The sequence below is a fragment of the Micromonospora sp. WMMD1155 genome (assembly GCF_029581275.1).
In the GTDB taxonomy this organism is placed as follows: Bacteria; Actinomycetota; Actinomycetes; order Mycobacteriales; family Micromonosporaceae; genus Micromonospora.
Genome location: NZ_CP120742.1, coordinates 3,203,227 through 3,229,152 on the forward strand (window position 1 = coordinate 3,203,227; position 25,926 = coordinate 3,229,152).

General features: G+C 72.8%; 23 protein-coding genes. 14 read left to right on the forward strand and 9 right to left on the reverse strand.

Annotated features, from left to right (window positions below):
* Positions 1 to 99 precede the first annotated feature (99 nt).
* Both O7617_RS14595 and O7617_RS14600 read left to right on the forward strand, forming a co-directional pair.
* Positions 100 to 873: an enoyl-CoA hydratase/isomerase family protein gene (locus O7617_RS14595; protein ID WP_282264154.1), complete on the forward strand. Its 774-nt coding sequence runs from the start codon at positions 100 to 102 to the stop codon at positions 871 to 873.
* A 97-nt stretch (positions 874 to 970) separates the two neighbouring features.
* Entirely contained in the window at positions 971 to 2,608 is a 1,638-nt protein-coding gene (locus tag O7617_RS14600) for a serine/threonine-protein kinase (RefSeq protein WP_282264155.1), read from the forward strand.
* Between the two features lie 69 nt (positions 2,609 to 2,677).
* On the opposite strand, the gene O7617_RS14605 is transcribed toward O7617_RS14600, so the two are convergent.
* From O7617_RS14605 to O7617_RS14620, 4 genes are all read right to left on the reverse strand, one after another.
* Positions 2,678 to 3,121 (reverse strand): HNH endonuclease, encoded by a 444-nt coding sequence (locus O7617_RS14605; RefSeq protein WP_282264158.1) that lies wholly within the window; start codon positions 3,119 to 3,121, stop codon positions 2,678 to 2,680.
* A gap of 212 nt (positions 3,122 to 3,333) precedes the next feature.
* A complete protein-coding gene (locus O7617_RS14610) occupies positions 3,334 to 4,536 on the reverse strand; it encodes a hypothetical protein (RefSeq protein WP_282264160.1) in 1,203 nt (400 codons plus the stop codon).
* 66 nt (positions 4,537 to 4,602) lie between these two features.
* Positions 4,603 to 6,156, reverse strand: coding sequence for an FAD-dependent oxidoreductase (locus O7617_RS14615; protein WP_282264162.1), 1,554 nt, complete (start codon positions 6,154 to 6,156; stop codon positions 4,603 to 4,605).
* Between the two features lie 27 nt (positions 6,157 to 6,183).
* Positions 6,184 to 6,666 (reverse strand): MSMEG_6728 family protein, encoded by a 483-nt coding sequence (locus tag O7617_RS14620; RefSeq protein ID WP_282264164.1) that lies wholly within the window; start codon positions 6,664 to 6,666, stop codon positions 6,184 to 6,186.
* Positions 6,667 to 6,761: 95 nt separating this feature from the next.
* Here O7617_RS14620 and O7617_RS14625 point away from each other — a divergent pair, with 95 nt between their 5' ends.
* The 6 genes from O7617_RS14625 to O7617_RS14650 all read left to right on the forward strand — a co-directional run bounded on the left by O7617_RS14625 (position 6,762) and on the right by O7617_RS14650 (position 14,401).
* Positions 6,762 to 8,819, forward strand: coding sequence for an NAD-binding protein (locus tag O7617_RS14625; RefSeq protein WP_282264166.1), 2,058 nt, complete (start codon positions 6,762 to 6,764; stop codon positions 8,817 to 8,819).
* A 53-nt stretch (positions 8,820 to 8,872) separates the two neighbouring features.
* On the forward strand, positions 8,873 to 9,163 hold the full coding sequence (locus tag O7617_RS14630; RefSeq protein ID WP_282264167.1) for a DUF1778 domain-containing protein: 291 nt from the start codon (positions 8,873 to 8,875) through the stop codon (positions 9,161 to 9,163).
* A 44-nt stretch (positions 9,164 to 9,207) separates the two neighbouring features.
* Entirely contained in the window at positions 9,208 to 9,681 is a 474-nt protein-coding gene (locus tag O7617_RS14635; RefSeq protein WP_282264169.1) for a GNAT family N-acetyltransferase, read from the forward strand.
* Between the two features lie 68 nt (positions 9,682 to 9,749).
* On the forward strand, positions 9,750 to 12,599 hold the full coding sequence (locus O7617_RS14640) for a BTAD domain-containing putative transcriptional regulator (protein ID WP_282264170.1): 2,850 nt from the start codon (positions 9,750 to 9,752) through the stop codon (positions 12,597 to 12,599).
* 30 nt (positions 12,600 to 12,629) lie between these two features.
* Positions 12,630 to 13,619 (forward strand): ATP-binding cassette domain-containing protein, encoded by a 990-nt coding sequence (locus O7617_RS14645; RefSeq protein ID WP_282264172.1) that lies wholly within the window; start codon positions 12,630 to 12,632, stop codon positions 13,617 to 13,619.
* A gap of 26 nt (positions 13,620 to 13,645) precedes the next feature.
* Positions 13,646 to 14,401 (forward strand): ABC transporter permease, encoded by a 756-nt coding sequence (locus O7617_RS14650; protein ID WP_282264173.1) that lies wholly within the window; start codon positions 13,646 to 13,648, stop codon positions 14,399 to 14,401.
* An 8-nt stretch (positions 14,402 to 14,409) separates the two neighbouring features.
* Here the strand turns inward: O7617_RS14650 and O7617_RS14655 are convergent, their stop codons facing one another.
* Both O7617_RS14655 and O7617_RS14660 read right to left on the reverse strand, forming a co-directional pair.
* Positions 14,410 to 15,660 carry an APC family permease gene (locus O7617_RS14655; protein WP_282264177.1) on the reverse strand — a complete coding sequence of 417 codons (1,251 nt, stop codon included), beginning with the start codon at positions 15,658 to 15,660 and terminating at the stop codon, positions 14,410 to 14,412.
* 11 nt (positions 15,661 to 15,671) lie between these two features.
* The gene (locus O7617_RS14660) at positions 15,672 to 16,409 is read right to left on the reverse strand and encodes a phosphatase PAP2 family protein (protein ID WP_282264740.1); all 738 of its coding nucleotides are present in this window, start codon (positions 16,407 to 16,409) and stop codon (positions 15,672 to 15,674) included.
* Positions 16,410 to 16,529: 120 nt separating this feature from the next.
* Between O7617_RS14660 and O7617_RS14665 the strand changes: the two genes are divergently transcribed.
* A complete protein-coding gene (locus O7617_RS14665; protein ID WP_282264179.1) occupies positions 16,530 to 17,753 on the forward strand; it encodes a DUF4032 domain-containing protein in 1,224 nt (407 codons plus the stop codon).
* Positions 17,754 to 18,149: 396 nt separating this feature from the next.
* Here O7617_RS14665 and nagA read toward each other — a convergent pair whose 3' ends face one another.
* The 3 genes from nagA to O7617_RS14680 are packed head-to-tail and all read right to left on the reverse strand — an operon-like array spanning position 18,150 to position 21,150.
* A complete protein-coding gene (gene nagA, locus O7617_RS14670) occupies positions 18,150 to 19,259 on the reverse strand; it encodes an N-acetylglucosamine-6-phosphate deacetylase (protein WP_282264180.1) in 1,110 nt (369 codons plus the stop codon).
* The gene (locus O7617_RS14675) at positions 19,256 to 20,224 is read right to left on the reverse strand and encodes an ROK family protein (RefSeq protein ID WP_282264181.1); all 969 of its coding nucleotides are present in this window, start codon (positions 20,222 to 20,224) and stop codon (positions 19,256 to 19,258) included. Before O7617_RS14675 ends, nagA begins: the two co-directional genes overlap by 4 nt.
* Positions 20,221 to 21,150 (reverse strand): sugar isomerase, encoded by a 930-nt coding sequence (locus tag O7617_RS14680; protein WP_282264182.1) that lies wholly within the window; start codon positions 21,148 to 21,150, stop codon positions 20,221 to 20,223. Before O7617_RS14680 ends, O7617_RS14675 begins: the two co-directional genes overlap by 4 nt.
* 200 nt (positions 21,151 to 21,350) lie before the next feature.
* Between O7617_RS14680 and O7617_RS14685 the strand changes: the two genes are divergently transcribed.
* The 5 genes from O7617_RS14685 (at position 21,351) to O7617_RS14705 (ending at position 25,838) form a co-directional block, all read left to right on the forward strand.
* Positions 21,351 to 22,136, forward strand: coding sequence for a DeoR/GlpR family DNA-binding transcription regulator (locus O7617_RS14685; RefSeq protein ID WP_282264183.1), 786 nt, complete (start codon positions 21,351 to 21,353; stop codon positions 22,134 to 22,136).
* Positions 22,137 to 22,257: 121 nt separating this feature from the next.
* Positions 22,258 to 23,268, forward strand: a complete 1,011-nt coding sequence (locus O7617_RS14690) for an ATP-binding cassette domain-containing protein (protein WP_282264184.1) — start codon at positions 22,258 to 22,260, stop codon at positions 23,266 to 23,268.
* A complete protein-coding gene (locus O7617_RS14695; RefSeq protein WP_282264185.1) occupies positions 23,265 to 24,281 on the forward strand; it encodes an ABC transporter permease subunit in 1,017 nt (338 codons plus the stop codon). Before O7617_RS14690 ends, O7617_RS14695 begins: the two co-directional genes overlap by 4 nt.
* A gap of 104 nt (positions 24,282 to 24,385) precedes the next feature.
* Positions 24,386 to 24,814: a DUF3263 domain-containing protein gene (locus O7617_RS14700; protein ID WP_282264186.1), complete on the forward strand. Its 429-nt coding sequence runs from the start codon at positions 24,386 to 24,388 to the stop codon at positions 24,812 to 24,814.
* Between the two features lie 163 nt (positions 24,815 to 24,977).
* A complete protein-coding gene (locus O7617_RS14705) occupies positions 24,978 to 25,838 on the forward strand; it encodes a hypothetical protein (protein ID WP_282264187.1) in 861 nt (286 codons plus the stop codon).
* Positions 25,839 to 25,926 lie beyond the last annotated feature (88 nt).

Genomic DNA, 25,926 nt, shown 5'->3' on the forward strand with positions numbered 1-25,926 from the left:
CGCGGCGTCGGGAGCGTCGCGGGTCGGTCGGCGTCGCGGGGCAGGCGGGAGCGTCGCGGGCCGGTCGGCGTCGGTTCGCACTGTGGCGCGGATGGGGAGGTGGGCGTGTCGGACGCGGAGTTGACAGTCGAGGTGACCGGACCGGTCGCGACGGTGGTGATCCACAACCCGGCTCGGCGTAACGCGATGACGGCCGCCATGTGGCGTCAGCTCCCCGAACTGCTCGATCGGCTGGAACCCGACCCCGGCGTACGGGCGCTGGTGCTCACCGGTGCGGGTGACGCCTTCTGCGCGGGTGCCGACCTCGGCGATCTGGCCGAACTGCTGGACGCCGGTGACGCCAGCATCGCGGTGGACGCCGAGGAACGGCTGGCCCGTTTCGCCAAGCCGACCGTGGCGGCCATCCGTGGTGCCTGCGTCGGCGGGGGCGCCCAACTCGCGGTCGCCTGCGATCTGCGGATCGCCGCGGACGACGCCCGTTTCGGCGTACCGCCGGCCCGGCTCGGTCTGGTCTATCCGGGGCCGACCACGCGCCGCCTGGCCCGGCTGGTGGGCCCGTCCGCCGCCAAGCATCTGCTGTTCACCGCCGAGCTGATCGGCGCCGAACGCGCCCTGCGGGTCGGTCTGGTCGACGAGGTGCTGCCGGGCGACGGGCTCGCCGCCCGGGTGGACGAGTTGACGGCGACGATCGCCCAACGGTCGCCGGTGAGCGTCGCCGCCGCGAAGGAGATCATCGACGGCCGGGCCGGGCCGACGCGCGTGGCCTGGTGGCACCGGAAGGTGGTGACCACCGGTGAGGCCAGGGAGGGTGTCGCGGCGATAGCCGAGCGCCGTACGCCCCGCTTCGCCTGGCAGCCACCCACCGGCGACTGACCACAGGGGTCGGCGCGCGATCGGGCTGAGCTGCACCCATTGCGAGGCCTCGATCCCGGGTGGCCCGTCATCGGGCCGGTACGGCAGGCTGTCGGTCGTGCAGCGTGATCAGTTGCTCGCGGGCCGCTACCGGCTCCTGGAGCGCCTCGGCAGTGGTGGCATGTCGGCGGTGCACCGGGCGTACGACGAGGTGCTCGAACGGGATGTCGCGGTGAAGGTGCTGGTCGCAGCGGACGCCGGCGCGCGGCAGCGGATCCAGGGTGAGGCCAGGGCGGCGGCCCGTCTGTCTCATCCGCACGTCACAAGCGTCTACGACTACGGCGAGTCGACTGTCGACGGTGTCCTGGTTCCGTTCGTGGTGATGGAGTTGCTCGGCGGTCACACCCTCGAACAACGGTTGGCGGTCGGGCCGTTGCCGCCGCGGGCCGGTCTGCGGGTCTGCGCCGAGGTGGCCTCCGCGCTCGCCGACGCGCACGCGCGGGGGTTGGTACATCGGGACATCAAGCCGGGCAACGTGATGCTCACGCCGACCGGGGCCAAGGTGCTCGACTTCGGCATCGCCGCGGCCACCGGTGACTCGGAGATCGACTTCGAGGGGCGGTTGTTGGGTACGCCCGCGTACCTGGCGCCGGAGCGGCTGGAGGCCGGCAAGGTCCTTCCGGCCTGCGATGTGTACGCCCTCGGCCTGCTGCTGCGCCGGGTGCTCACCGGCCGACTGCCGTGGCACCCCGAGGCGCAGGGTGGGGCGCTCCGCGCCCACACGCACGTCGAACCGGCGGCACTGCCCACGATCGACGGTGTACCGCCCGAGGTCCACCGGCTCTACCGCTGGTGTCTGGCCCGCGATCCCGCCGATCGACCGCCGGCCGTCGAGGCGGCCCGAATCCTGCTCGACGCCGCCGCTGCCAGCCCGGCCGCCGAGGTGAGGGGGACGGTGAGCGGGACGGCCGCTGAAGCGAGGGCGACGGCTGCTGAGGTGAGCGGGACGGCCGCCGGGGTGAGCGGGACGGCCGCCGGACCGGCTGCTGACACCGGCGGGATGGCCCGCACGCCAGGCATCGACGCGGGCGGGACGGCCGCCGACGCGGGGGCTGGCGGCACCGTAGAGGACCGCGCACCGCGCGCCGATCCGACCGCCCTGGCGAGCGCCGCCCCGATCTACTTGCGGGGAACGTGGCGTCGGCGACGGGCAATGGTGGCGGTCAGCGGCGCGGTACTGGCTGCGGTGGCGATGGCCGGGTCGCTCGGCGACTCGAACAACCGCCGACCCGGCCCGAAGGGGCCTGTGACGGGTACCGGCCCGGGCACCACCACGGTGGGGATGCCGAGCAGGGAGGAGCCGGTCGTCGTGGACGACACGGGACCGGCCGTGGTCCCGCCCGCCCCGACCGGCGCGCCTGCCTCCCGGTCGGGCCCTCCGGCCGGGCCGAGCCCGTCCGCCAGCAGTCCAGCCCCGAGCACGACCGTGAGCCCGACCGGTGCCGCGCCGACGCCGGCCCCCGGTGGCGACACGTCGGCGGACGCACGCGGCGGGACCGTCACCTTCCGGTGCGTCGGGAAGTCGGTAGAGGTGCTCGCGGTGACGCCCGCCCCCGGTTTCCGGGCCGAGGCGTACGACCCCGGCCCGGCGAAGCAGGTCCAGGTCGACCTGACCTCCGCGGAGCACCGCAGTGAGATCCGGCTGAACTGCCCCAACGGTCGCCCGAAGTCCAAGGTCAAGGAGCGTGCCGCTTGATCGGGGGCCGGCGGGTGCCGTGCCCGGGCGGTACCCGGACACGGCCCCCCGTTCCCGCCGGCCGGTCCGTCACCGCCCGGCCAGCGCGCCCCAGCCCGGGTTCACCGGTTCCCGGAGCAGGGGCATACCCGCCTCCGCCGGAGTCCGGTCGCCCTTGCGCTGGTTGCAGGCGTAGCAGGCGGCGGTGGTGTTCCGCCAGGTGTTCCGGCCGCCGCGCGAGCGGGGCAGGATGTGGTCGATGGTGGAGGCCGCTCTGCCGCAGTACGCGCAACACCTCTGGTCGCGGCGCAGCACACCGGAGCGGGACCAGGCCGGTCCGGAGTTGAAACGCCACCTGGTGACCACGTAGCGGACCAGCCGTACCACCCGGGGCATCGGGAAGACACCGATCACCCGGTCCGGCTCGGCCTCGTGGATCTCGGCCACCCGGCGGCAGAGCATCCGGACGGCGTGTTGGACGGTGACCCGGTGCAGCGGGCCGAGGTCGGCGTTGACGACGAGGACGGCGTCCACCGGGACTCCTTTCCAGATGGTGACCGGACAGCGAAGAGCCGCCCGGTCCGGCTGTCGGACGGGCGGCTCGGCGCGTACGGGTACGCGTCAGTCGGGCCGGCCCGCCCGGGGACCTTCCGCTCGGCAACCGTCGCCGGGCAGCACCGACGGCACGGTGGTGACGTGCGACATCGCCATGTGCTGCTCCCGCGGTGGTGGTTGACCGTGCGCGATCACGGTAGGTCGGCGGGGGAGACACCGGCAACGTATTTCGATCGGCCCGCGTCCTCGGGACGCCGCTGGCGGCGGGTCGTCGCTCGGGGCGGGGCCTGCGCGGTGGTCAGTGGTCGGTTCAGCCGCACGGCCATCCGCGCGGTGAGTTCGCTGTCCAGCAGCGGGCGGTTGACCTCGCCCGCGACCGCCAGCGCCGGCCCGGACACCGACCGCCAGATCGCTGCCAGCCCGGCGCCGAGGCCCACCAGGGCGACGGTGGCCCGGGTGGTGGGTGAGCCGGCGGCTGCGGCGGCGCTCACGCCGACGACCACGAAGAGCACCAGCAGCACGGGTACGAGCACCGGCCAGAAGATGCCCCGTGCCGCCTGCGCGACCAGTCGGCGGTCCCGGATCATCAGGTTCCTGGCGATCACCGCGTAGTCCTCCTCGTCGAGCAGGTCGCGCGGGTGCAGACCGCCGGTGAGCACGTCGCGCCAGAGGTCACCCTGACCGCGTAGCGCCCGGCTCAGTTCGGCGGGCGTCGGCCCGGCCGGGTCGCCGTGCCCGGCCCGGTCGACGGCGCTCGACCAGGCGGCCAGCGACCGGCGTACCACCGCGGCGGAGTACGGCGGCAGGACGGTGGCCAACTCGTCCAACCACCTGCTGATCTGGATCTGCCGACCGCCGAACTGCCGCAGCAACTGCGTGGCGTCACCGGCTCGGACGGTGTCGGCCACCGATCGACCCAGCCGGTAGGCCAGGCCGACCCGGTGGTTGGTGGCCATCGCCCAGCGCAGTACCTCCACGTTGAGGTCGTCGAGGGCGAGCAGCAGGGGCACCGGGTCGGCGGTGTCGGGTCGGTCCAGGTCGGGCAGCAGGGCCCGGGCTGCGGCCGTGTCCGGTACCGGCCCGTTGTGCCTGGTGAGTTCGGCGATCTGGGCCAGGGCGACGTCCACCCCGTCGAGGTACATCCGCATCCGTCGGTGCGGGGACATCTCGGTGAGATTGGAGAGCTTGGCCGGCGGTACGGCCGGACGCGCCTCGGCGGGAACGCCCAGCTCCGCGTGCTGCCCGTGGTGGTAGGCGTCGGCCATCCACCAGCCCAGCCGCAACGCGGTGACGATGCAGGAGCGTTCGTCGCGGACCAGCGGGTACGCGTCGTCGCGGCCGATCTCGTCGACCGGTGGCCCGCTCTCCCCACCGGCGCGGTGCAGTGGTGACATCGTCCGCTGCCCTCCCGCCCGGCCGATCGACGGTTGATCATTCGAGCGTACGGCAGCTTATGGGGCTTATGTCGGGTTTTGTCGATTCGGCTTGCCCCGCCCGGCGAGCAGCCCTCGTGGTCGGATCGAGCGCACCGGCTCGGCCGCCGCGCCCGCCGCGCGCAGGATGTGGTTCGCGGCGATGATCCCGGTCGCCGCCGAGCGTTCCATCAACGCGCTCGGGAAGTCCGTGGCGATGCCGTCACCGGCCAGGTAGACACCCGGCGCGTCGGTGCGTACCCCCGGACGCCAGGCGTGGCTGCCCGGCGTGAACGCCGGGGCCTGCGCCTCGACCCGGGCCCGCAGCTCGCGGACCCGCAGGTCGCCGGCCTCCGGCCAGAGCGCGACCAGCTCGCGGCGCATCCGCTCGGCCAGCTCGTCGGCCGGCACGTCGGGCTCGCAGGCGTACGCGTGCAACTCGACGACCGACCCGCCGGTCTGCCGCGCCCAACGCCGCGGCTCGTTCTCCAGCCGGTGGTAGAGCGTCACCGAGTCCAGAGTGGGCTGCCGGGACACCCCGCTGAACACGGCCCGCTCGGCGGCCACGTCCCCGTCACACCAGTAGCGGGCCACCGCGTACGGCGGGCCGGGCCGACCGAACGCGGGCATCCGCGCCGCCAGCTCCGGTGCCTGCTCGACCAGCTCGGGAGAGGCCGCGACCAGTGCGGCGAGCGCCGGCGGGTCGACGGCCAGCACCACGTGACCGGTCGGGTGGCTGCCGCCGTCGGTGGTCGTCACCCGCCAGCCGTCGGCGTCGCGGTGCACCCCGGTCGCGGCGGAGCCGGTGAGCACCCGGCCGCCGTGCTTCTCGACGTGCCGGGTCAGCGGCTCCCAGATCGCCGTGGCGTAGTCCTCGTCGGGGCAGTCGAACGCCAACCCCTCCGGGTTGCCGAGCAGATAGAAGTGGAACTGGGCGACCATCTCGGCGGCCGACATCTCGGCCTCGTGGTTGAAGAACGAGTGCGAGAAGACCTCGAACAGCATCGCCCGGGCCCGGTCCGGCAGCCGCAGCGAGGCCAGCAACTCGTCGGCCGTGGTGTCGTCCAGCTCGGCGTAGGTGCGCACCGGATCGTAGGTGAGCAGCGGCAACGCGGCGTCCCGGTCCATCAGTCGCAGGTCGGCCAGGCGCAGGCTGGGGCTGCGCAGCAGCAGTGCGAGCAGGTTCGTCGGCGGTGCCGGCGGCAGCCTGCCGAACTCCTCGGTCGGCCACTGTGCGCTGAGGATCGGGTAACCCGGGATGGGCTTGAGGAAGCCCAGGTCACCGTCGATCCGGCGGAGGATGGACCGCCAGTTGTAGTACTGCCGGAAGAACGCGTGGAAGCCGTGCTCGTTCTGCTGACTGCCGTCGGGCAGCGCCTCGGGCCAGGCGCCCAGTCGGCCGCCGAGCGTCGATGCGGCCTCCAGCACCGTGACCGTCACACCCCGCTCGGCCAGCACCACCGCCGCCGACATGCCGGCGATGCCGCCACCGACCACCACCGCCGTGGTGGGTTGCGGCACGCGGTCCACGCCACCACCGCCCGGGTCCACCACGTGTCGTCGTACGCCGATGAGCCGACCCACCACTTGCGACAACGCCATGGCACACCTCCGTCGGCCCAGTCTCCCCTACGGCAGGCAGCGGCGCTCGCGGTCGGAGGCGGGCCAGACGTACTCCAGGTCCTCCGGAACGTCGTCGCCGAACAGGGGGCGGTAGTGCGACGGGTCCTTGCGCAGCAACGACGAGCGGTGGCTCAGGTGCAGGTCGTCGCGGCCCAGCCACGGCGGCAGCTCACCGGCCTGATCCAGCTCCGCCTGGGTGCGTACGACAGCGGTCCCGCAGGCGGCGGCGAGGTCGGCCGTCATCGTGGTGGCGCAGGTGTCCGCCCGCCCCGGTTCGGTCCACACGGCGCACATGTCCAGCCCGTAGCGGGTGAGCGCCTCCTCGTACCCGGCCCACATCTTCACGGCCGGGTGGTTGCGCCAGCCGTAGTCGGGTCGGGTGAGCCCGCGCAGCACCTGGATGGCCTCCACCCGCTGCTTGCCCAGCCGCTTCTGGTCCAGCGTGCGGGCGCTGGCCAGGAAGTCCGGGTACGGGAGGAACGTCTGCATGCCGCTGCTCTACCCGTCGCCGGGTCGGGCATGCCTGGCCGGGGGATGATCCGGACAGGGTCGCCCAGCAGAGCAGCGCTGATTACGATCCGGGCATGGCAGAGCCGTGGCGGGACCGGGCGCGACGGGCGGTCGAGTGGAACTGGCGACTGCGCTCGGTCGGCGATCCGCGCCCGCACTACGTGGTCTGCGGCAAGGACGCGCTCGCCTACTACGTGGCCCGGGCGATGCTCGAATCCGACCTGCCGGTCGGTGGGGCCCGGGTGACGGTCGTGGTGCCGGAGCGCTACCGCAGCAACGGCCCGGACGTGGCGGCGCTGCGAGGGGTCCGGGTGGTCCGCTCGGATCGGCTGGACGTGGCCACCTTCGAGGCCGCCGGTCTGGCCGGGGCCGCCGGGTTGGCCCTGCTGCACCAGGACGACGTGGGCAACCTGCACGCCGCGCTCTGCGCGCAGGCCGTCGACCAGCGGGTCCGGCAGGTGCTGCGGATGTTCAACGGCACCCTCGCCGACGGCGTGCGCAAACTGCTGAAGGCACCGGTCGAGGTGCTCTCCGACGCCGAGATGGCCGCGCCGGCCTTCGTGGCCGCCGCGCTCGGCGAGGTCGACCCCAGTTCCTTCCAACATCGGGACAAGACGCTGCGGGTGGCGCGGCGGGCCGACGTCCGACCGCAGGACGTGGTGTGCGCGTTGGCCCACCTCACCGAGGCGCAGGGGGTGGAGTTACTGCCGGCCGAGCAGGCCGGCGCGGACCTGGTGCTCGCCGAGGCGACCGGGCAGCCACCGGGCACCGAGGTGGCCGCCCGTCGGCTGGTCCGGGCCCGTCGACGGCGGCGTCCGGTCGCCGTACTGGTGCGGGCCGTACGTGGTTTCGCCACCCGCAAGATCGGCATCGCGGTGATGCTGGTGCTCGCGCTGATCGCGGTGCTGGGGGCGCTGATCTCCCGCGCCGAGAACGTGTCTCCGTTGGAGGCGTTGTACCTGACGCTCGTCACCACGCTCAGCGGCGCCGACCCGGATACCGCCAAGCCGGCGGACGCGCAGATCATGCAGGTGGTGCTCAACCTGGCCGGGTTGGCGCTGATCCCGCTGATCACCGCCGTGGTGGTGGACGGCATCGTCAACGCCCGGCTGGCCCTGCACACCGGCCGGTTGCAGCCGGCGCGGGCCGGGCACGTCGTGGTGATCGGCCTGGGCAACGTCGGCACCCGGGTCGTGGCGCAACTGCGCGAGTACGACGTCGAGGTGGTGGCGATCGACAAGGATCCGGAGCCGCGCGGCGCCGCCCTGGCCCGTCAACTGGAGGTGCCGCTGGTCGTCGGTGACGCCGCGCTGCCGGAAACGCTCGTCGCCGCGTCGGTGACGGACTGCCAGGCGCTGGTGGTGGCGTCCACCGACGACGTGGCCAACCTGGAGGCGGCGCTCGCCGCTCGCGATCTGCGCAGCGACCTGCGGGTGGTGCTGCGGTTCTTCGACGGTGATTTCGCCGAGCGGGTGGAGGAGACCTTCGCCCTCGGGGTGTCCCGGTCGGTCTCCTACCTGGCCGCCCCGGCCTTCATCGGGGCGCTCACCGAACGTGCGGTGATCACCACCATTCCGGTCGACCGGCACGCGCTGCCGGTGGCCGAGGTGCCGGTCGCGGCCGGCTCCGAGCTGGACGGACGACCGCTGGACGTGGTCAACCGGGACGGGCAGGTCCGGCTGATCGCCCGGACCCCGGCCGGCGGTGGCAGGACGATCTGGTGGAAGGACCTCGATCCCCGCCAGGTGATCTTCGCGGGCGACCGGTTGACGGTCGTCGCCCGGCGGCGCGGGTTGGACTGGCTGACCCGGCAGTGCGCGCCACCCGTCCCGGGTGGGACGCTGACGCCGCCAGGTCACGTCGACTCGATGCCCCGGCCCGTACCGGCGGCACCAGGTGCTGCCCGATCGCTGCCCGTCCCCGCCGGGCGCGACTCGGCGGCCGGGCCGAGCGATCAGGAGGTGGCGGCCTCGGCCCCGGGCGCGGCCCACCCGGTGGCACCGTCCCGCTCGCCAATCGTCGGGGCCGTGCCACCGGCCCAGAGCGCGGGCGACCCCGAGTGGCCCGGCCAGCCGGCCGAAGGCGGCCGCACCAGGGACGAGCCTGATCCCCGCGCGACACGGTCGGGCTGACCGTTGTGAAGTAGGCGTCGCAGGATGGCGTACGTTGTGCGTACAATCGGCGGGTGAGTGCTAAGGCGGAGCGGCTGCATCTGCGGATAGATGAGCAGCAGAAGGCGTTGTTGGAGGCGGCGAGTGAAGCCGCCGGGGACAGCGTGTCGACGTTCGTCTTGAAGGCTGCGACCGAGGCGGCGGCTGACGTGTTGGCCGACCGGCGGGCGTTCCTGCTGGACGAGGAGGCCTGGCAGGTCTTCGACGAGGCCCTGCAAGGGCCGGCGCAGGACGTCGCCGGGCTGCGGGAGTTGTTGACCGGCCCAACGGTGCTCGACCCGCCGATCGATGGCCAGTCCCAGTGAGTCCCCGCTTCTCGGCTGTCGAGCCGCTGTCGGCTGGGTTCTCGGTGAACGGGTTCGACTGCGGGTCACGCGCACAGTCGGTGTGGCTGGTCGAGCATGCCCTGCAAGCCCATCGGGCGGGCCTGTCGCGGGTGTACGTGGTACGCGACGACGAGCACCCGGATCGGCGAGTGATCGGCTACTACGCCCTGGCCGCCGGTAGCGTCGCCCCGGCGGATGCCTCACCGCGGCTCCAGCAGGGAGCTGGGCGCTACCACCAGCCGGTGGTGATCCTGACCCGGCTCGGGGTCGATCGCAGCGCCCAGCGCATCGGGCTCGGCCGGGCGCTGGTGGTCGACGCCCTGCGGCGAATCGCGGCCGCCGCCGAGGTCATCGGCGTGCGCGCGGTGCTCATCCACTGCGAGACGGACGCCGCCCGCGACTTCTACCAGCGGCTGGCGAAGTTCGACGCCAGCCCCACCGATCCGATGCACCTGCTGTTGTTGATGAAGGATCTCCGCCGCGCACTCGGCGGCTGATGCGACGCACCGCCGACTGCTGATGGCAGCGGTCGGCCGATCGCGGTCGCTGAGCGACAATCCATGGCATGCGTTTCCGCATCCTGGGGCCGACCCAGGTGCTGCTGGCCGACGGGCGCGAGATCCTCGTGGGCGGCCCTCGGCTGCGCGCGCTGCTGGCGCTTCTCCTGCTCGACGCGGGCCGCGTCGTCCCCGCCGACCGGCTGATCGACGGCCTGTACGGCGAGCACCCGCCCCGGGGTGCGGCCAACGCGCTCCAGTCCCAGGTGTCGCGTCTGCGTCAGGCTCTGCCCGCCGAGCAGAACCCGGTCGAGTTCCACCCGGCCGGTTACCGCCTCGCCGTGGACCCCGAGGATGTCGACGCGTACCGGTTCGAGCGATGCGCCGAGGCGGGGCGGCGCGCACTCGCCGCCGGGGAGTGGTCCCGGGCCGCGGCCGTGTTGCGGGAGGCGCTGGAGCTGTGGCGTGGCCCCGCCCTGGCCGATGTGCCGGGCGCGCCCGCGCAGGCGGCCCGACTGGACGAGCTACGGCTGGCCGCCATCGAGGATCGGGTCGACGCGGACCTGGCGTCGGGTGCGTCGCCCGCGTTGGTCGCCGAGTTACGGGAGTTCGTCGTCGCGCATCCGCTGCGGGAGCGGTCACGGGGTCAGCTCATGCGTGCCCTGTCCGCACTGGGTCGGCCGGCGGAGGCGCTGGCCGAGTTCGAGGACGCCCGGCGCACCCTCGCGGACCAACTCGGTGCCGACCCGTCGGCGGCGCTGGCAGCGATTCACCTCGCAATGCTGCGGGGTGCGGAGGGCGGGTCGACCCGACGGGCGTTGCCGAGCCAGCTCACCACGTTCGTCGGGCGGGACGAGGAACTCGGGCGCGTCGGCGTGTTGCTCGGCGACCGGAGGCTGGTCACCCTCATCGGCCCCGGGGGAGCGGGCAAGACCCGGTTGGCGATCGAGGCGGCGGGCCGCCTCGACGGGGAGGTCCGCTTCGTCGAACTGGCCGGGTTGGCCGACGGGTCGGACGTACCGCAGGCGGTGTTGAGCGCGCTCGGCCTGCGCGACGCCGGCCTGCGTGCTCCGGCGGCGCCGGGCCGGCAACCCATCGACCGGCTGGTCGAGGCGCTCGCCGAGCGCCCACTGCTGTTGGTGCTCGACAACTGCGAGCACGTCATCGCCGACGTCGCCCGGCTGGCCGCCCGACTGCTGGGTGCGTGCCCGGCGCTGCGTGTCCTGGCCACGAGCCGCGAGCCGCTCGGGTTGGCCGGCGAGGCGCTGTGCCCGCTGTCCGGGCTCACCGTGCCACCGTCCGGCGCGTCCGCGGAGCACGCCGACGACTTCGCCGCCGTCCGTCTCTTCGCCCAACGGGCCGCCGACGTCGCGCCCGACTTCACCGTCACGCCGGCCAACGTCGACACGGTGCTGCGGATCTGCCGCACCCTCGACGGCCTGCCGCTGGCGATCGAGCTGGCCGCCGCCCGGCTGCGGGCGCTGCCCGTCGCCGAGGTGGCCGCCCGCCTCGACGACCGGGTGCGGCTGTTGTCGATGGGCAGCCGCGCCGCGTCGCCACGACACCGCACCCTCCGGGCGGTCGTCGAGTGGAGTTGGGACCTGCTCGACGACGCCGAACGAAGCCTGGCCCGTCGCCTCACCGTCTTCGCCGGTGGCGCGACCCTCGAAGCGGCTGAACAGGTCTGCGGCCTACTCGGCGGCAACTTCCTGGAGGCACTGGCCGGTCTCGTCGACAAGTCCTTCGTGGAGCTGGCCGGTGGTCGGTACCGGATGCTGGAGACGGTCCGTGCGTTCTGCGCCGAACGCCTCGCCGACGCGGGCGAGGCCGACGACCTGCGTCGGGCGCACACCGCGTACTTCCTGGAGTTCGCCTGGACCGCCAGCGACCACCTGCGGCGCGCGGAGCAGTTGCACTGGTTGCGACGGCTCGACGCCGAACGGGACAACCTCCACGCCGCGCTGCGCCGTGCCACCGCAGCCGGCGACGCGGCAGACGCGGCCGGGATGGTCGCGGCCCTGTCGTTCTACTGGTGGCTGCGTGGCATGCGCGGGGAGGGGGCCCGGCTGGCCGCCGACGTCCTCGTTCTGTTCGGCGCCGAAGCGCCTCCGGGGCTGCGCGAGGAGTACGCGCTCTGCGTCTACAACGCCTCCCTCGGCGGATCCGGGCCGTTGGACTCGCTGGGTACGCAGCGGTCCGTCATCCGCAGTCTCGACCGACCGCCCCGGCAACCCTTCCTGCTGTACCTGTCGGGGATCTCGGCCGGCCCGCCGTCGGGCGGGTCCGAGCACGTCAACGAGCTGATGCGGGAGCTGCGCCAGCTGGTCGGCTCGGACGTGTGGATCAACGCGTTGGCCGCGATGGGGAGCGGCTCGGCGCAGATGTGGAGTGGTGGGTGGGACCAGGCCGGGGCGGCACTGGCCACCGCGCTCGACGGGTTCCGGCAGGCCGGGGACCGCTGGGGCTGCATGATCACTCTGGGTGTGCTGGGCGAACTCGCCGCCTGGCGCGGTGACGCGGAAGCGGCGGGCGCCCGCATGGACCAGGCCATGACGTTGGCCGAGGAACTCGAATCGGTGGTCGACCAGGCCGACATGCTGCGGACCCGGGGCGAGATCAGGCTTCGCGCCGGTGACCTCGCCGCGGCGCGCGACGACTTCACCGCCGCCCTGCTCCTCGCGCAGCGCAGCGGTGCGCCGGAGTTCGTCGCCGGTGCCCGGCTCGGCCTCGCCCAGGTGGCCCGGCTGCGCGGCGACCTGGTCGAGGCGAGGCGGTTCTGCGAAGCGGCGTTGACCGGCGGACTCACCGGCTGGTACGTCGGCGAGGCCACCCGGACGGAGGTCATGTTCGTTCTCGACCAGATCGCCGAGGCGGAGAAGGCCGAGTCCGGTGCGCCGCCGTCAGCGGACGGTGCGTGACCCGTCAGCGGACCACCGCACTGTGGGGGCATGACGACATTCGAGGTGGTCGCCGAGGGCCTGGGCAAGCGGTACGGCCCCACCCGCGCGCTGGACTCGTTCGACCTGACCGTCCCGACCGGCACGGTCCACGGGCTGCTGGGGCCTAACGGCGCGGGTAAGACGACGGCGGTACGGATCCTTGCCACGCTGCTGCGCTTCGACGCGGGCCGGGCCAGCGTGGCTGGGTACGACGTACTGCGCCGACCGGACGAGGTGCGCGCCCGGATCGGGTTGACCGGGCAGTACGCGGCGGTCGACGAGACCCTCAGTGGCCGACAGAACCTGGAACTGTTCGGCCGGCTGTTCCGGCTCGGCCGACGGGCGGCCCGCCGACGTGCCGACGAGCTGCTGGAGCGGTTCGGGCTGGACCAGGCGGCCACCCGGTCCGCCGGTGAGTACTCCGGTGGGATGCGCCGCCGACTGGACCTCGCCGCCAGCCTGATCCGTACCCCGCGGGTGCTCTTCCTCGACGAACCGACGACCGGCCTGGACCCGCGAAGCCGCAACCAGGTGTGGGACCTGGTCCGCGCCCTGGTCGCGGACGGGACCACGGTGTTGCTCACCACGCAGTACCTGGAGGAGGCCGACCAGCTCGCCGACCGCATCTCGGTGATCGACGCCGGGCGGGTGGTGGCGGAGGGCTCGCCGGACGAGCTGAAGGCGATGACCGGCGGTGACCGGGTCGAGGTGGTGGTACGCGACGCCGCCGCCCTGATCCGTGCCGCCCGCGTCGTCGCGTCGATCTGCGCCGTCGAGCCCGCTGTCGATCCGGAGGTCCGGCGGCTCAGCGTCCCGGTGGCCGACCGGGTCGCCGGGCTGGTCGACGTGGTGCGCGCGTTGGACGACGCCGGGATCGCGGTCGAGGACATCGGTCTGCGGCGCGCGACGCTGGACGAGGCGTTTCTCCACCTGACCGGGCACCGGCCCGACGAGGCCCGCGAGCCGGTGGGAGCCGGACGGAAGGCGGACGTGGCATGACGGCGGCGGTGGTCGACGGTTGGACGATGACCAGGCGGAACATGATCCACGTGATCCGCTCGCCGGAGGAGCTGATCCTCTACTTCTCGCTGCCGATCATGTTCGTGCTCGTCTTCGGGTACGTGTTCGGCAGCGGCATGCAGGTGGCCGGCGGTGGCGACTATCGCGAATTCCTGGTTCCCGGCGTCTTCGTGATGACGATGCTGTACGGCCTGGGCGCGACCGCGACCGGCGTGGCGCTGGACCTCAGCCGAGGTGTCGTGGACCGGTTCCGGTCGATGCCGATGGCCCGGTCCGCCCTGATGACCGGTCGCAGTGCCGCCGATCTGCTCCGCGCGCTGCTGGAGATGTCCACCCTGCTGGTCTGCGGCCTGCTCGTCGGGTGGCAGTGGCGCCACGGTGTGGGCAAGGCGTTGCTCGCCGTCGGGCTGCTCCTGCTGCTCCGAGTCGCGATCACCTGGATCGGGATCTACCTGGCGCTGCTGGTCCGCAACCCGGACACGGTCGGCGTGATCGTCTTCCCGGCCGCGTTTCCGCTCACCGCGATCTCCAATGTGTTCGTGTCGCCCGAGCTGATGCCGCCGGTCATCGGGTCGATCTCGGAGTGGAATCCGCTGTCGGCCACCGTCGCGGCGATGCGTGAGCTGTTCGGCAACCCGGGCCTGGGCGGCGACTCCTGGCCGGCGGAGCACGCCATGCTGCTGGCGGTGCTGTGGCCGGTGCTGCTGATCGCGATCTTCGCCCCGCTGGCGGTGCGCCGCTACCGGCGGTTGAGCCGCTGACCGTGTCGCTATCGACCAGGCCGCCGGTGGCCCGTCCGTAGCGCGTACCAGGCGGCTCCGACGGCGAGCACGCCGAACCCGGCGAGGACGCTGCCCAGCGGCAGGTTGACGGCGAGCAGCAGGCAGCCGGCCAGCCCCAACCCGGCGAGGACCCGGACCGGCGACCGCCGGTCCGGGTCCCGGCCCAGGGTCAGCGCCGCCGCGTTGGTGATCGCGTAGTAGACCAGCACCGTGCAGCTGGAGAAGCCGATCGCCTGCCTGACGTCACCGAGCAGCACCACCACGATCACCACGGCGGCCACCGCCATCTCGGCCCGGTGGGGCACCTTGTGCACCCGGTGGACGGCGGCCAGCGCACCGGGCAGGTAGTGACGGCGGGCCATCGCGAGGGTGGTCCGACCGACCCCGGCGACCAGGGACAGCAGCACGCCGACGACCGCGATCGTCGCCCCGGCGCGGACCACCCAGGCCAGGCCGGGCAGCCCGGCCGCGGTCACCACGTCGACCAGGGGCGCGGCGGACCCGGCCAGCCGGTCGGCGCCGAGCACGCCGAGCGTGACGACCGCCAACGCCAGGTAGATCACGAGTACCAGCCCGAGCGCCAGCGGCACGGCCCGGGGGATGGTCCGCTGCGGATCGCGGACCTCCTCGCCGAGGGTGGCGATCCGCGCGTACCCGGCGAAGGCGAAGAACAGCAGCCCGGCGGCGGTCAGCACGCCCCGGGCGGAGCCGCCGGGCTCGGTCAGCCGGTCCAGGTGCACCGGCCCATCCAGCACGCCGACGACAGCGACCACTGTCAGCACCGCGAGCACGAGCGCGACCAGCAGTTTCGTGGCGGTGGCCGTCTTGCCGACGCCGCGCAGGTTCACGGCGGTCACCGCGAGCACCGCGCCGACCGCGACCAGCCGGGCCAGCCCCGGCCACAGGTACGCCCCGATGGTCAACGCCATCGCCGCGCAACTCGCCGTCTTGCCGACGACGAACCCCCAGCCGGCCACGAACCCGGCGAACGGCCCGAGGCGCGCCCGCCCGTAGACGTAGGTGCCGCCCGACTCCGGGTAGCGGGCCGCCAACCGCGCCGAGCTGGTCGCGTTGCAGTAGGCCACGAAACCCGCCAGCACCAGCGCGGGCAGCAGACCGGCGCCACCGGCCGCCGCCGCGGCCGGGCCGAAGACCACGAAGACGCCCGCACCGAGCATCGAGCCCAACCCGATGACAACCGCATCGGGTACGCCGAGCCGCCGCGCCAGTTGATCCACGGACCGAAACCCTAGGGGTACGACGTGAACGGCCGGTCCCACTCGCGTAACCGGCCGGGGAGGGGCAGGGCGTCCCACGGGACCCGGTGCAGCAAGCGGTCCAGGAGCAGGCCCAGCAGCAGCCCGGCCACCGAGTCGGTCAGCCAGTGCCACCCCAGGTAGGTGGTGGTGGTGAGGACCACCAACGGCGGCACGATGCGGATCACGGTGACGAGCCGACTCGGGAGTTGCCGGCCGAAGCTGCGGACCAGCGGGGCGAGCAGCAGGGCGATGACGCCGTACCAGACGATGGCGTTGGCGACGTGCCCCGACGGGTAGGACTGGGCGAATCGCACCGGCAGGTCGTCGTGGAACAGCGGCAGGGTCTGCTCGGGCGACAGAAACGGCTCCTTGACGCTGGCGCTCGGTGCGGCCCGCGCGGTCCAGACCTTCAGCGGGCCGATGGTGAAGGTCGTGATCACGAACCCGACCACCGGCAGCAGGATCGGCCGCACCGACCGCAGCCGGACGGCCAGCAGCACGCCGAGCCCGACGCCGATCAGGGTCAACGGGGTGCCCTGGCCGAGGAAGTTCAGCACCCGGGCGACCCAGTAGGCGGCGGTCGGTCGGTGTGCGTCGGCCCAGTCGGCGACGGCCCGGTCCAATCCGAAGAGTTGATCGGCGGCGAGCGCCACCGTCAAACCGACCAATCCGACCAGCAGCAGCGCGTCGAACCACCAGCCGGCCGGGCGGACCGGCCGTAGCCGCAGGTCACGTCGTACCGCCGTCGGTTTGAGCACGCGACCACGCTACCGGCCCGGTGCGAGTCCGGGGTGTTCGGCGCTGTGGGCCCAACCACGATGTGAGGCGGATGCGGGGGGCGAGGCGTCATGCTTGTGCCCGTGCGGATCACGTCTGCCCTCGTGGACCCGGCGCTGCTCGACCTGCCCTGGTCGACTCCGCTGGAGGAGTGGCCTGCCCAACATCTGGTGGCCCTGCCACAGGGCATCTCCCGACACATCGTCCGGTTCGTCCGGCTCGGTGACTACGTCTACGCCTTCAAGGAGACCCGGGAGCGGATCGCCGAGCGGGAGTACGACCTGCTCCGGGCCCTGGAGCGGATCGACTTCCCCTCGGTCGAGGCGGTGGCGGTCGTCGCGGACCGGCAGACCGAGGACGGGGAGCACCTCGAATCGGTGCTGATCACCCGGCACCTGCAGTTCTCGCTGCCGTACCGTGCGCTCTTCTCGCACACGTTGCGACCGGAGACGATGAGCCGGCTGCTCGACGCGCTCGCCGCCCTGATCGTGCGGATGCACCTGACCGGCTTCTTCTGGGGCGACTGCTCGCTGTCCAACACGCTGTTCCGCCGGGACGCGGGCGCGTTCGCCGCCTACCTGGTCGACGCGGAGACCGGTGCGTTGCACAACTCGCTCTCCAACGGTCAGCGCGGCGAGGACCTGGAGATCGCCCGGGTGAACATCTTCGGCGAGGCGTTGGACCTCCAGGCCGCCGGCCTGCTGCACGAGTCCATCGACCCGGAGGTGGTCTGCGAGGAGGTCGTGCAGCGCTACGAGCGCCTGTGGCACGAGATCACCTACGAGCAGGCGATCGAGCGGGAGGCGCGGCACGACATCGAGGGGCGGATCCGCCGCCTCAACGAGCTGGGCTTCGACGTGGCCGAGGTGGCCATGTCGGGCGGCGAGGACGGGCGTTTCCTGGTCCGGCCGAAGGTGGTGGACGCCGGCTACCACACCCGGCGGCTGCTGCGGCTGACCGGCCTGGACGCCGAGGAGAACCAGGCGCGCAAGCTGCTCAACGACCTGGACGCCTACCGGGCGGAGAGCGACCTGATCGACGAGCAGCAGGCCGCGCACCGCTGGCTCACCGAGGTCTTCGAGCCGGTGGTCCGGGCCGTTCCGGCGCACCTGCGTCGCAAGTTGGAGCCGCAGGAGCTGTTCGCGCAGATCATCGAGCACAAGTGGCTGCTCTCCGAGCAGGCCGGCCGGGACGTCGGAATGCGCCACGCCGTCCAGTCGTACCTGACCGACGTGCTGGTGCACCGCCCCGACGAGCAGGCCGTCCTCGGCGTGGAAGTCGCCGGCCTGAGCTGAGACCCCGGTTGGTCTGTCCGGGGCCTTGGTTGTCGGGGCCTTGGTTGTCGGGGCCTTGGTTGTCGGGGCCTTGGTTGTCCGGGCCTTGGTTGTCCGGGGTCTGGTGGCTCCGGCCGGCTCGAACGGTCGGCTCGGCTACCGGACTACCTGCCCGCTGCCTTTGGAGCTGATGTCGTAAACGATTCAGCCCTGGTCGGTAGGGCTGGGCTGGTCGCCTCGACCGGGCCGCGCTCCTGGGTCGCCGAGGAGCTTTCACTGATTCGTCGCGGTGGCCGAGCAGGCCGGTGACGTCACTGATGTCGTAAACGATTCAGCTCCAAAGGCATCCCAGATGGACCTGCCGAGCTGCCCTCACGCGTGGGACGGGCATGGTTCGCCCGCTGGTCTGCCCGGGTGTCACTCCACCCAGGAGCCCGCGCGCAGCACCCGTACCACGTTGAGGTCGTCGTCCAGCACCACCAGGTCCGCGCGGAGGCCGACCTGGAGGGCGCCGACCCGGTCGCCCAGGCCGATGGCCCGGGCCGGGGTGGTGGCCACCATCCGTGCCGCGTCGGCGATCGGGATTCCGGCATTCACGGCGTGCCGCAGCGCGGCGTCCATGGTCAGGGTGCTTCCGGCGATCGCGCCGTCGCGGGCGAGCCGGGCCACCCCGTCGGCCACGGTGACGGCCTGACCGCCCAGCTCGTACTCCCCGTCGGCCATGCCGGCGGCGGCCATCGCGTCGGTGATCAGCGCGGCCCGGTCCGGACCGGCGGTCGCGGCGACGTAGGTCAGCATGCCGTCGTGCAGGTGTACCCCGTCGGCGATCAGCTCACAGATCACGGTGGGCGCGTCGAGCAGGGCCACCACCGGGCCCGGCTCGCGGTGGTGCACCGGCCGCATGCCGTTGAACAGGTGGGTGCCGACGCTGGCACCGGCGGCGACGGCGGCCTGGGTCTGCTCGTACGTGGCGTCGGTGTGGCCGACCGCCGCCACCACCCGCTGCGAGGTGAGCAGCCTGATCGCCTCCAACGCGCCCTCGCGTTCCGGAGCGAGGGTGACCATCCGGACCGCGCCCCGACCCAGCTTGATCAGCTCGGTCAGCTCGTCGGTCGACGGGTCGCGGAGGTACTCCGGGTTCTGCGCGCCGCACCGCGCCGCGGAGAGGTACGGCCCTTCGAAGTGGACACCCGCCAGCACGCCCTCCTCCACCAGCGGGGCGAACGCCTCGGTCGACGAGCGCATCAACTCGAAGGGGGCGCTGACCAGGCTCGCCAGCACTGTGGTCGTACCGTGCGCGAGGTGGAAGTCGGCCGCCGCCCGCGCCTCGGCGGCATCGCCGGTGGTGAAGGTGTGCCCGCCACCGCCATGCGTGTGCATGTCCACGAAGCCCGGCAGGATCCAGTGCCCGTCCCGGACCGACGGGTACTCGGCGACCGCGGTGATCCGATCCCCGTCCCACTCGACGCATCCCTGTCGGATGACACCGGTCGGGGTCACCACGCGGCCGTTCACCCGTACGGTCATCGCTTCTCCTGGTGGTCGTGGCCGCGCACGGCGTCCATTGCGAGCAGGGCGGCACCGAGGCAACCGGCCTCGTCGCCGAGGGCTGCCGCGACCAGCCGCGGCTCCCGGTGGAAGGTCATCCGCTCGTGCAGCGCCGCCCGCAGCGGGGTCAGCAGCCGATCCCCGGCCTGGGCGAGGCCACCGCCGAGCACGATCGTCGCCACGTCGAACAGCGCCTGCCCGCTGGCCAGACCGTCGGCGAGGGCCTCGACAGTCTCCCGCCAGACCTGACCGGCGAGCGGTTCGCCGGCTGCGGCCCGCTCGGCCACCTCGGCGGCGGACACCGGACCGTCGGCAGCCTCGCCGGCCAGCTCCGCGTAACGGCGTCCGACCGCTGCGGCCGAGGCGACCGCCTCCAGGCAGCCGGGTCGGCCGCAGCCGCAGCGCGGCCCGTCCGGCCGGACCAGGATGTGGCCGATCTCCCCGGCGGCGCCGTGCGCGCCGACAGCGGCGTGACCATCCACGACGTGCGCGGCGGCGATGCCGGTGCCGATCGCCACGAACAGCACGTGCCCGGTGCCGCGCCCGGCGCCGAGCCGGGCCTCGGCGAGACCACCCACCCGCACGTCGTGGCCCAGTGCCGTCGGCAGGCCGAGCCGTCGCACCGCCAGGTCCCGCAGGGGTACGTCCCGGAAGCCCACGTTCGCCGACCAGACCGCGACTCCACGTGCCTCGTCCACCACACCGGGGACGGCGATGCCGACCGCGGTCGGGGTGAGGCCGTCGGCGCGTGCCTTGTCGGCGAGCCCTTCGGCCACGTCGAGGATGGTGGCGACCACGGCCGCCGGGCCGCGTGCGGCGTCGGTGGGGTGCCGCTCGGTGCGTACCGCGACGCCGTCCGGCCGGACCAGGGCGCACTTCATGCCGGTGCCACCGACGTCCAGTGCGACGACCACCGGATCGGTGGGCGCGGCGTCGCCGCTCACGCCAGCACCACGGCGCGGGACAGGTGCCGGGGGGCGTCCGGGTCGAGGCCCTGGCTGGTCGCCAGCGCGACCGCGAAGCGTTGCGCCAGGATCAGGTCGGCCATCGGGTCGACCGGGGTACGACCGGCTGACCAACTGCCCAACACCGTGCGCCAACCGTGGGTGCGGCTGTGCACGAAGGCCGCGCCGGTGGCGGCCACGTCCTCGGGTAGCCCGTCGGGCAGGTCGCCGAACGCCCAGACCAGCCGACCGGGGGCGGCGACCGAGATCGGCCCGTGCCGGTAGTCCATGGCCGGGTACGCCTCGGCCCAGAACGTCGCCGCTTCGCGGCACTTCAGCGCCGCCTCCTGGGCCAGCCCGATCGTCCACCCCCGACCGAGGAAGGTGACCTGCCCGATGGTGGCCGGGTCGATCGGCAGCGGGGAGCGCACCGCCACCTCGGCGTCGGCGACGAGCGCGGTCACCGGGTCACCGAGGTGGGCCCGGAGCAGAGCCAGCGCGGTGGTCGCGAAGCGGGTCTGCACCACCGATCGCTCGTCGGCGAAGGGCATGGTCACCGCGGCGGTGGCGAGGTCGACGGCCGGGGAGGCCGGGTCGCCGACGATGACCGTGGTGGGTGTCCGCCCGCGCAGCGCGGCGAGCAGTTCCAGCACCTCGGTGGTGCAGCCGGAACGGGTGATCGCGATCAGCCGGTCGTAGTGGCGGCCGGTGGGGAACTCGGACGCCTGGAACGCGTCGGTCTCACCCTGCCCGGCCTGCTCGCGGCGGGCCGCGTACGCCATGGCCATGAACCACGACGTGCCGCAACCGACCACGGCGACTCGTTCACCCGGACGCGGCAGGTCACCGTGAACGACGCCGGCCAGCTCGGCCGCCTCCCGCCAGCAGTCGGGTTGGCTCGCGATCTCCGCGTCCACGTACGCCATGGAAAACTCCTCGCAGGGGCGACCGGTGCGCAATACGGCTCGTTTGACCCGCATTTCGCGCGTTATTCTGCGCGAACGCGGGTGGCCGTGGCAACCAGCCAGCCGATCGCGCAGGCCAGTCTTTTGCGCCCGCCTAGTTTCGCGCACTAGTGTGCACGCAATCAATCACCGTCCGTGCAGTTGCTGGGAGGGCCTCCGCGGTGGACCGGTACGCCAGATGGAACGCCCTGCTCGAGATGCTGACCGAGAACGGCCGGGTCAGCGTCGAGGCGGCAGCCGAGCGGCTGGACGTCTCCCAGGCCACCATCCGGCGTGACTTCGACCAGCTCGCCCAGCAGCAGATGATCACGAGGACCCGGGGTGGCGCGGTCGCCAACGGTGTCTCGTACGACCTGCCGCTGCGCTACAAGACGGCCAAGCACTCGGCGGAGAAGCAGCGGATCGGGGCGGCCGCCGCCGCACTGGTCGCGCCGGGCACCGTGGTCGGCCTGAACGGCGGCACCACCAGCACCGAGGTGGCGAGGGCCCTCGCCGTCCGGCCGGACCTGAACACCAGCGCCGAGGGTGCCCAGCTCACCGTGGTCACCAACGCGCTGAACATCGCCAACGAGCTGCTGGTGCGATCGCGGATGAAGGTCGTGGTGGCCGGCGGGGTGGTGCGTCCGAAGTCGTTCGAACTCGTCGGTCCGCTGGGCGGGGCGCTGCTGCGTGAGGTCACCCTGGACGTCGCGCTGCTCGGTGTGGACGCGATCGACCCGCAGCTCGGCGCGGCCGCCCACCACGAGGGTGAGGCGGCGATGAACAACCTGATGGTGGCCCGCGCCAAGCGCGTGGTGATCATTGCCGACTCGTCCAAGTTGGGCGGCCACGCCTTCGCCCGGATCTGCCCCGTCGAGCGGGTGGAGACGCTGGTGACCGACTCCGGTGCCGCACCGGAGGTGGTGGAGGCGTTCCGCGCCGCCGGCGTGCAGGTCGTCTGCGCCTGAGCGGTCACGCTCCGTCGATGAACTAGTCCATTCGGCGCGTCGATGCATACCGCGTATTGCGTGCGTCTGCATACCGCGTATGGTGTCGGCTGTCACGCCCACCCATCGGGGGAGGTGCAGCTTGCCAGCTGTCCTGGAGATCGAAGGTCTACGTAAGACGTACAAGAGTCGTCGACGCGGCACCCGCAACGCGCTCGACGGCTTCGACATGCGGGTCGACGCGGGGCAGGTGCACGGCTTCCTGGGCCCCAACGGGTCCGGCAAGACCACCACGCTGCGTACCCTGCTCGGCCTGATCCGACCCGACGGCGGCCGGATGGTGCTGCTCGGGCACGACGTCCCCGACGCACTGCCCACCGTCGCCGGCCAGGTCGGCGCGATCGTGGAGAGCCCGCAGTTCTTCCCGCACTTCACGGCACGGGACACGCTGTCCCTGCTGGCCGGGGCGGGCGAGGTGCCGGCCACCCGGGTCGACGAGGTGTTGGAGCTGGTCGGGCTGCGCGACCGGGCCGGCGAGCGGGTCAAGACGTACTCGCTGGGCATGAAGCAGCGGCTCGCCGTGGCCTCGGCTCTGCTGAAGAACCCGAAGCTGCTCATCCTCGACGAGCCCGCCAACGGTCTCGACCCGGGTGGCATCCGGGAGATGCGCACGTTGATGCGCAACCTCGCCGAGTCGGGGATGACCGTGGTGTTGTCCAGCCACATCCTCGGCGAGATCCAACTGATCTGTGACTCGGTCACCATCATCTCGCTGGGTCGGCGGGTCGCGTTCGGCCCGGTCGACGAGGTGCTCGCCCAGCACTCGTCGGGTGCTGTCCGGATCCGGTTGGAGGCGGTCAGCGACCTGCCGGTGGCCACCGAGGCGCTCACCAAGGCCGGGATCCGGGTCACCGGGCACCCGGACCACCTGATGCTGGCCGGCGTCGACAAGCCCGCCGCGGTGACGCGGCTGCTCGCCGAGCACAACCTGTACGTCAGCGAGTTGGCGCCGATCGCCGTCGATCTGGAGAGCGTCTTCCTCGAACTGACCGCCACCGCGCCGGTACCCGGCCAGCACCGGCAGGTCGACGAGTCCATGAAGGTCGGCGGGACGGGTCAGCCCGGCGCCGTCGGGGGAGGGTGGGGCGCGTGAGCCTCTATCGTACGGAGCTGCGCCGGCTCACCAAGCGGCGTTTCACCAGGTACATGACGCTGCTCGGCCTGGTGGTGCTGGCCGCGGTGGTGGTCGGCGTGTTCTTCACGAACCAGAAGATCGACGCCACGCAGCTCGCCCGGGCCGAACGTCAGGCCGACCAGCAGTACCAGGAGCAGGTGCGCTGGAGCGAGCGGGAACGCGCGGAGTGTGAGAAGGCCAAGACGGCCGGCACGCCGAACGACGGCCGCTACCCCGACGACTGCTCGGTGATCTCGCCACCGCCCCGGGAGCAGATCGAGGCGGCGTGGTTCCTGCCGTCGACCTTCGACTTCCGGAAGACGTTCGACGAGACGCTGGTCCCGTTCGCGGCGATCCTCGCGCTCGTCGGGTTCGTGATCGGCGCGTCCTTCGTCGGTGCCGAGTGGAGCACCGGCGGCATGATGAACCTGCTGCTCTGGCGGCCGAAGCGGCTCACCGTACTGCTGACCAAGCTGGCCGCGCTGCTCACCGGCATCCTGGCGGTGACGCTGCCCGCCGCGGTGCTGTGGTTCGCCGGGTTCTGGGCGGTCGCCACCTTCCGGGGTAGTACGGAGGAGATGACCTCAGGGGCCTGGCAGTCGTTCGCCCTGACCGGGTTGCGCGGCGTGGCGCTGGTGTTGGTGATCACCACCATCGGCTTCGCGCTGGCCTCACTGGGGCGGCACACCGCGATGGCCCTGGGCGGTGTCGTAGCGCTCATGGTGGTCGGCCAGTTCGGCCTCGGCATCCTGCTCTCGATGGCGAGCGTGAAGTTCGCCGAGGCGTGGCTGCTGCCCACGTACGCGCTGGCCTGGATGACGAAGACGGTCACCCTGCAGAACTGGAACTCCTGCGAGGCGACCTACTACGGCGAGTGCAAGCCGGAGACGATGGACATCACCTGGCAGCAGTCGTCAGTGCTGTTCTCGGTCGGGTTGGTGGTGATCCTCGGGGCGGCGCTCTGGGCGATGCGCCGCCGCGACATCTCCTGAGATCCACCTGCGATGGCCCTCGGCGCACGCCGGGGGCCTTCGCGCGTCCGGGCACCGCCGCGCCGGCTGCTGCGACGGTGGTCCTCGCTGGCTAGGCTGAGCGAATGTCCGCCGACGCCACCACCCCGGAGCCGTCCGCCGACGCTCGTCCGGGTGGCGTCGGGGCGACCGTTCCGACTCCCCGGTCGGCTCCGTCGATCGAGACCGCCGACGAAGCGGCGCTGCCCGTCGAGCCGGTCGGGACCGCCGACGAGTCGGCGCCGCCGGTCGAGTCCGCGCACGTCCAGCCGGTCGACCCGGCAGCCGGGTTGACCGAGCGGGAACGCGCCATCCTCGCCTTCGAGCAGCAGTGGTGGCGGCACGCCGGGGCCAAGGAGCAGGCCGTCCGGGACACCTTCGGGGTCTCCTCGACCCGCTACTACCAACTGCTCAACGGGCTGCTGGACAATCCGGCCGCACTCGCCGCCGACCCCGTGCTGATCGGTCGACTCCGCCGGTTGCGTTCGTCACGGGCCCGCAACCGTCGCCGCTGAACGGTTCCGCTGGTCGTTCGACACCTGAGTGAGCCGTCCGGCCAGGAATGTCACCCGACCCAGGGGGTACGCGGCCGGCGATCCGGCATCGCTGGTGGCTGGACGGTAGGCGACGGAGGGAGCGGGCGGTGACGGGTGTCAACCCTCGGCAGGTGTGCCGGTGATGCGGGTACGATCCGCGTCCGCGCCGGCCCCGGGCCGATCGGTCAACGAGGACCTGGTGTTCCGGATCGGCCCCCTGGTCGGCGTCCTCGACGGCGCGACAGTGCCGGAGGGCTTCGACACCGGCTGCGTGCACGGGCCGGAGTGGTACGTCCGGCACCTGGCCGCCCGGCTGGGCGTGGCGGAGGCGGTCCGCCCGGCGGCCCGGCTGATCAGCAACCTGGCCGCCGCCATCCTCGCCGTGCGCGCCGACCACGGCGAGCAGTGCGACCTCGACCATCCCGGCACCCCGTCCAGTACGGTCTGCCTCCTGCGCGACTGTGGTGACCAGGTCGATTACCTGGTGCTCTGCGACAGCCCCCTGGTCCTGGACTGCGGCGGTCAGGTCAGCGTGGTGACCGACAACCGGCTGGACACGGCGATGGCGGAGTTGCGGGAGACGGTCGCCGCGCTGCCGGGTGGGACGGAGGACCCGGTCACCCGGTTCCGGCACGCCGTGAGTCTCCAGCGGGAGCGGATGAACCGCACCCACGGCTACTGGGTGGCGGCGGCGGACCCCGACGCGGCCTTCCACGCGGTGACCGGGACCCTGCCCCGGCACGGCCCGACGGCGCTACGCCGGGCGGCTCTGCTCAGCGACGGGGCGTCCAGCGCGGTGGAGCAGTTCGGGTTGACCGACTGGCCCGGTCTGCTGGACCTGCTGGGCGCGGACGGTCCGGGCGGGTTGATCGACCGGGTCCGGGCCGCCGAGCGCGACCACCCCGATCGGCTGCGCCGGCACAAGGCCACCGACGATGCCTCGGTGGTGTTCTGCGAGTTCGAGCCGACCGGCCGACCACCAACGGGTGACGACAGAGCGTGATGAGGAACACCCAGGCCGCCCGACCGGCCGGGACCGGTAGCCGGACCGCCAGTGCATCGCCATTGGGGTGGACTTCGGCCGATGGGGG

Excerpts from the sequence above, each read along its gene's own strand:
- O7617_RS14610 (WP_282264160.1), bottom strand. The coding sequence starts at position 4,536 with ATGTCACCACTGCACCGCGCCGGTGGGGAGAGCGGGCCACCGGTCGAC.
- O7617_RS14665 (WP_282264179.1), top strand. The coding sequence starts at position 16,530 with ATGCTTGTGCCCGTGCGGATCACGTCTGCCCTCGTGGACCCGGCGCTG.
- O7617_RS14700 (WP_282264186.1), top strand. The coding sequence starts at position 24,386 with ATGTCCGCCGACGCCACCACCCCGGAGCCGTCCGCCGACGCTCGTCCG.
- O7617_RS14645 (WP_282264172.1), top strand. The coding sequence starts at position 12,630 with ATGACGACATTCGAGGTGGTCGCCGAGGGCCTGGGCAAGCGGTACGGC.
- O7617_RS14640 (WP_282264170.1), top strand. The coding sequence starts at position 9,750 with ATGCGTTTCCGCATCCTGGGGCCGACCCAGGTGCTGCTGGCCGACGGG.
- O7617_RS14625 (WP_282264166.1), top strand. The coding sequence starts at position 6,762 with ATGGCAGAGCCGTGGCGGGACCGGGCGCGACGGGCGGTCGAGTGGAAC.
- O7617_RS14650 (WP_282264173.1), top strand. The coding sequence starts at position 13,646 with ATGACCAGGCGGAACATGATCCACGTGATCCGCTCGCCGGAGGAGCTG.
- nagA (WP_282264180.1), bottom strand. The coding sequence starts at position 19,259 with ATGACCGTACGGGTGAACGGCCGCGTGGTGACCCCGACCGGTGTCATC.
- O7617_RS14620 (WP_282264164.1), bottom strand. The coding sequence starts at position 6,666 with ATGCAGACGTTCCTCCCGTACCCGGACTTCCTGGCCAGCGCCCGCACG.
- O7617_RS14705 (WP_282264187.1), top strand. The coding sequence starts at position 24,978 with ATGCGGGTACGATCCGCGTCCGCGCCGGCCCCGGGCCGATCGGTCAAC.
- O7617_RS14680 (WP_282264182.1), bottom strand. The coding sequence starts at position 21,150 with ATGGCGTACGTGGACGCGGAGATCGCGAGCCAACCCGACTGCTGGCGG.
- O7617_RS14615 (WP_282264162.1), bottom strand. The coding sequence starts at position 6,156 with ATGGCGTTGTCGCAAGTGGTGGGTCGGCTCATCGGCGTACGACGACAC.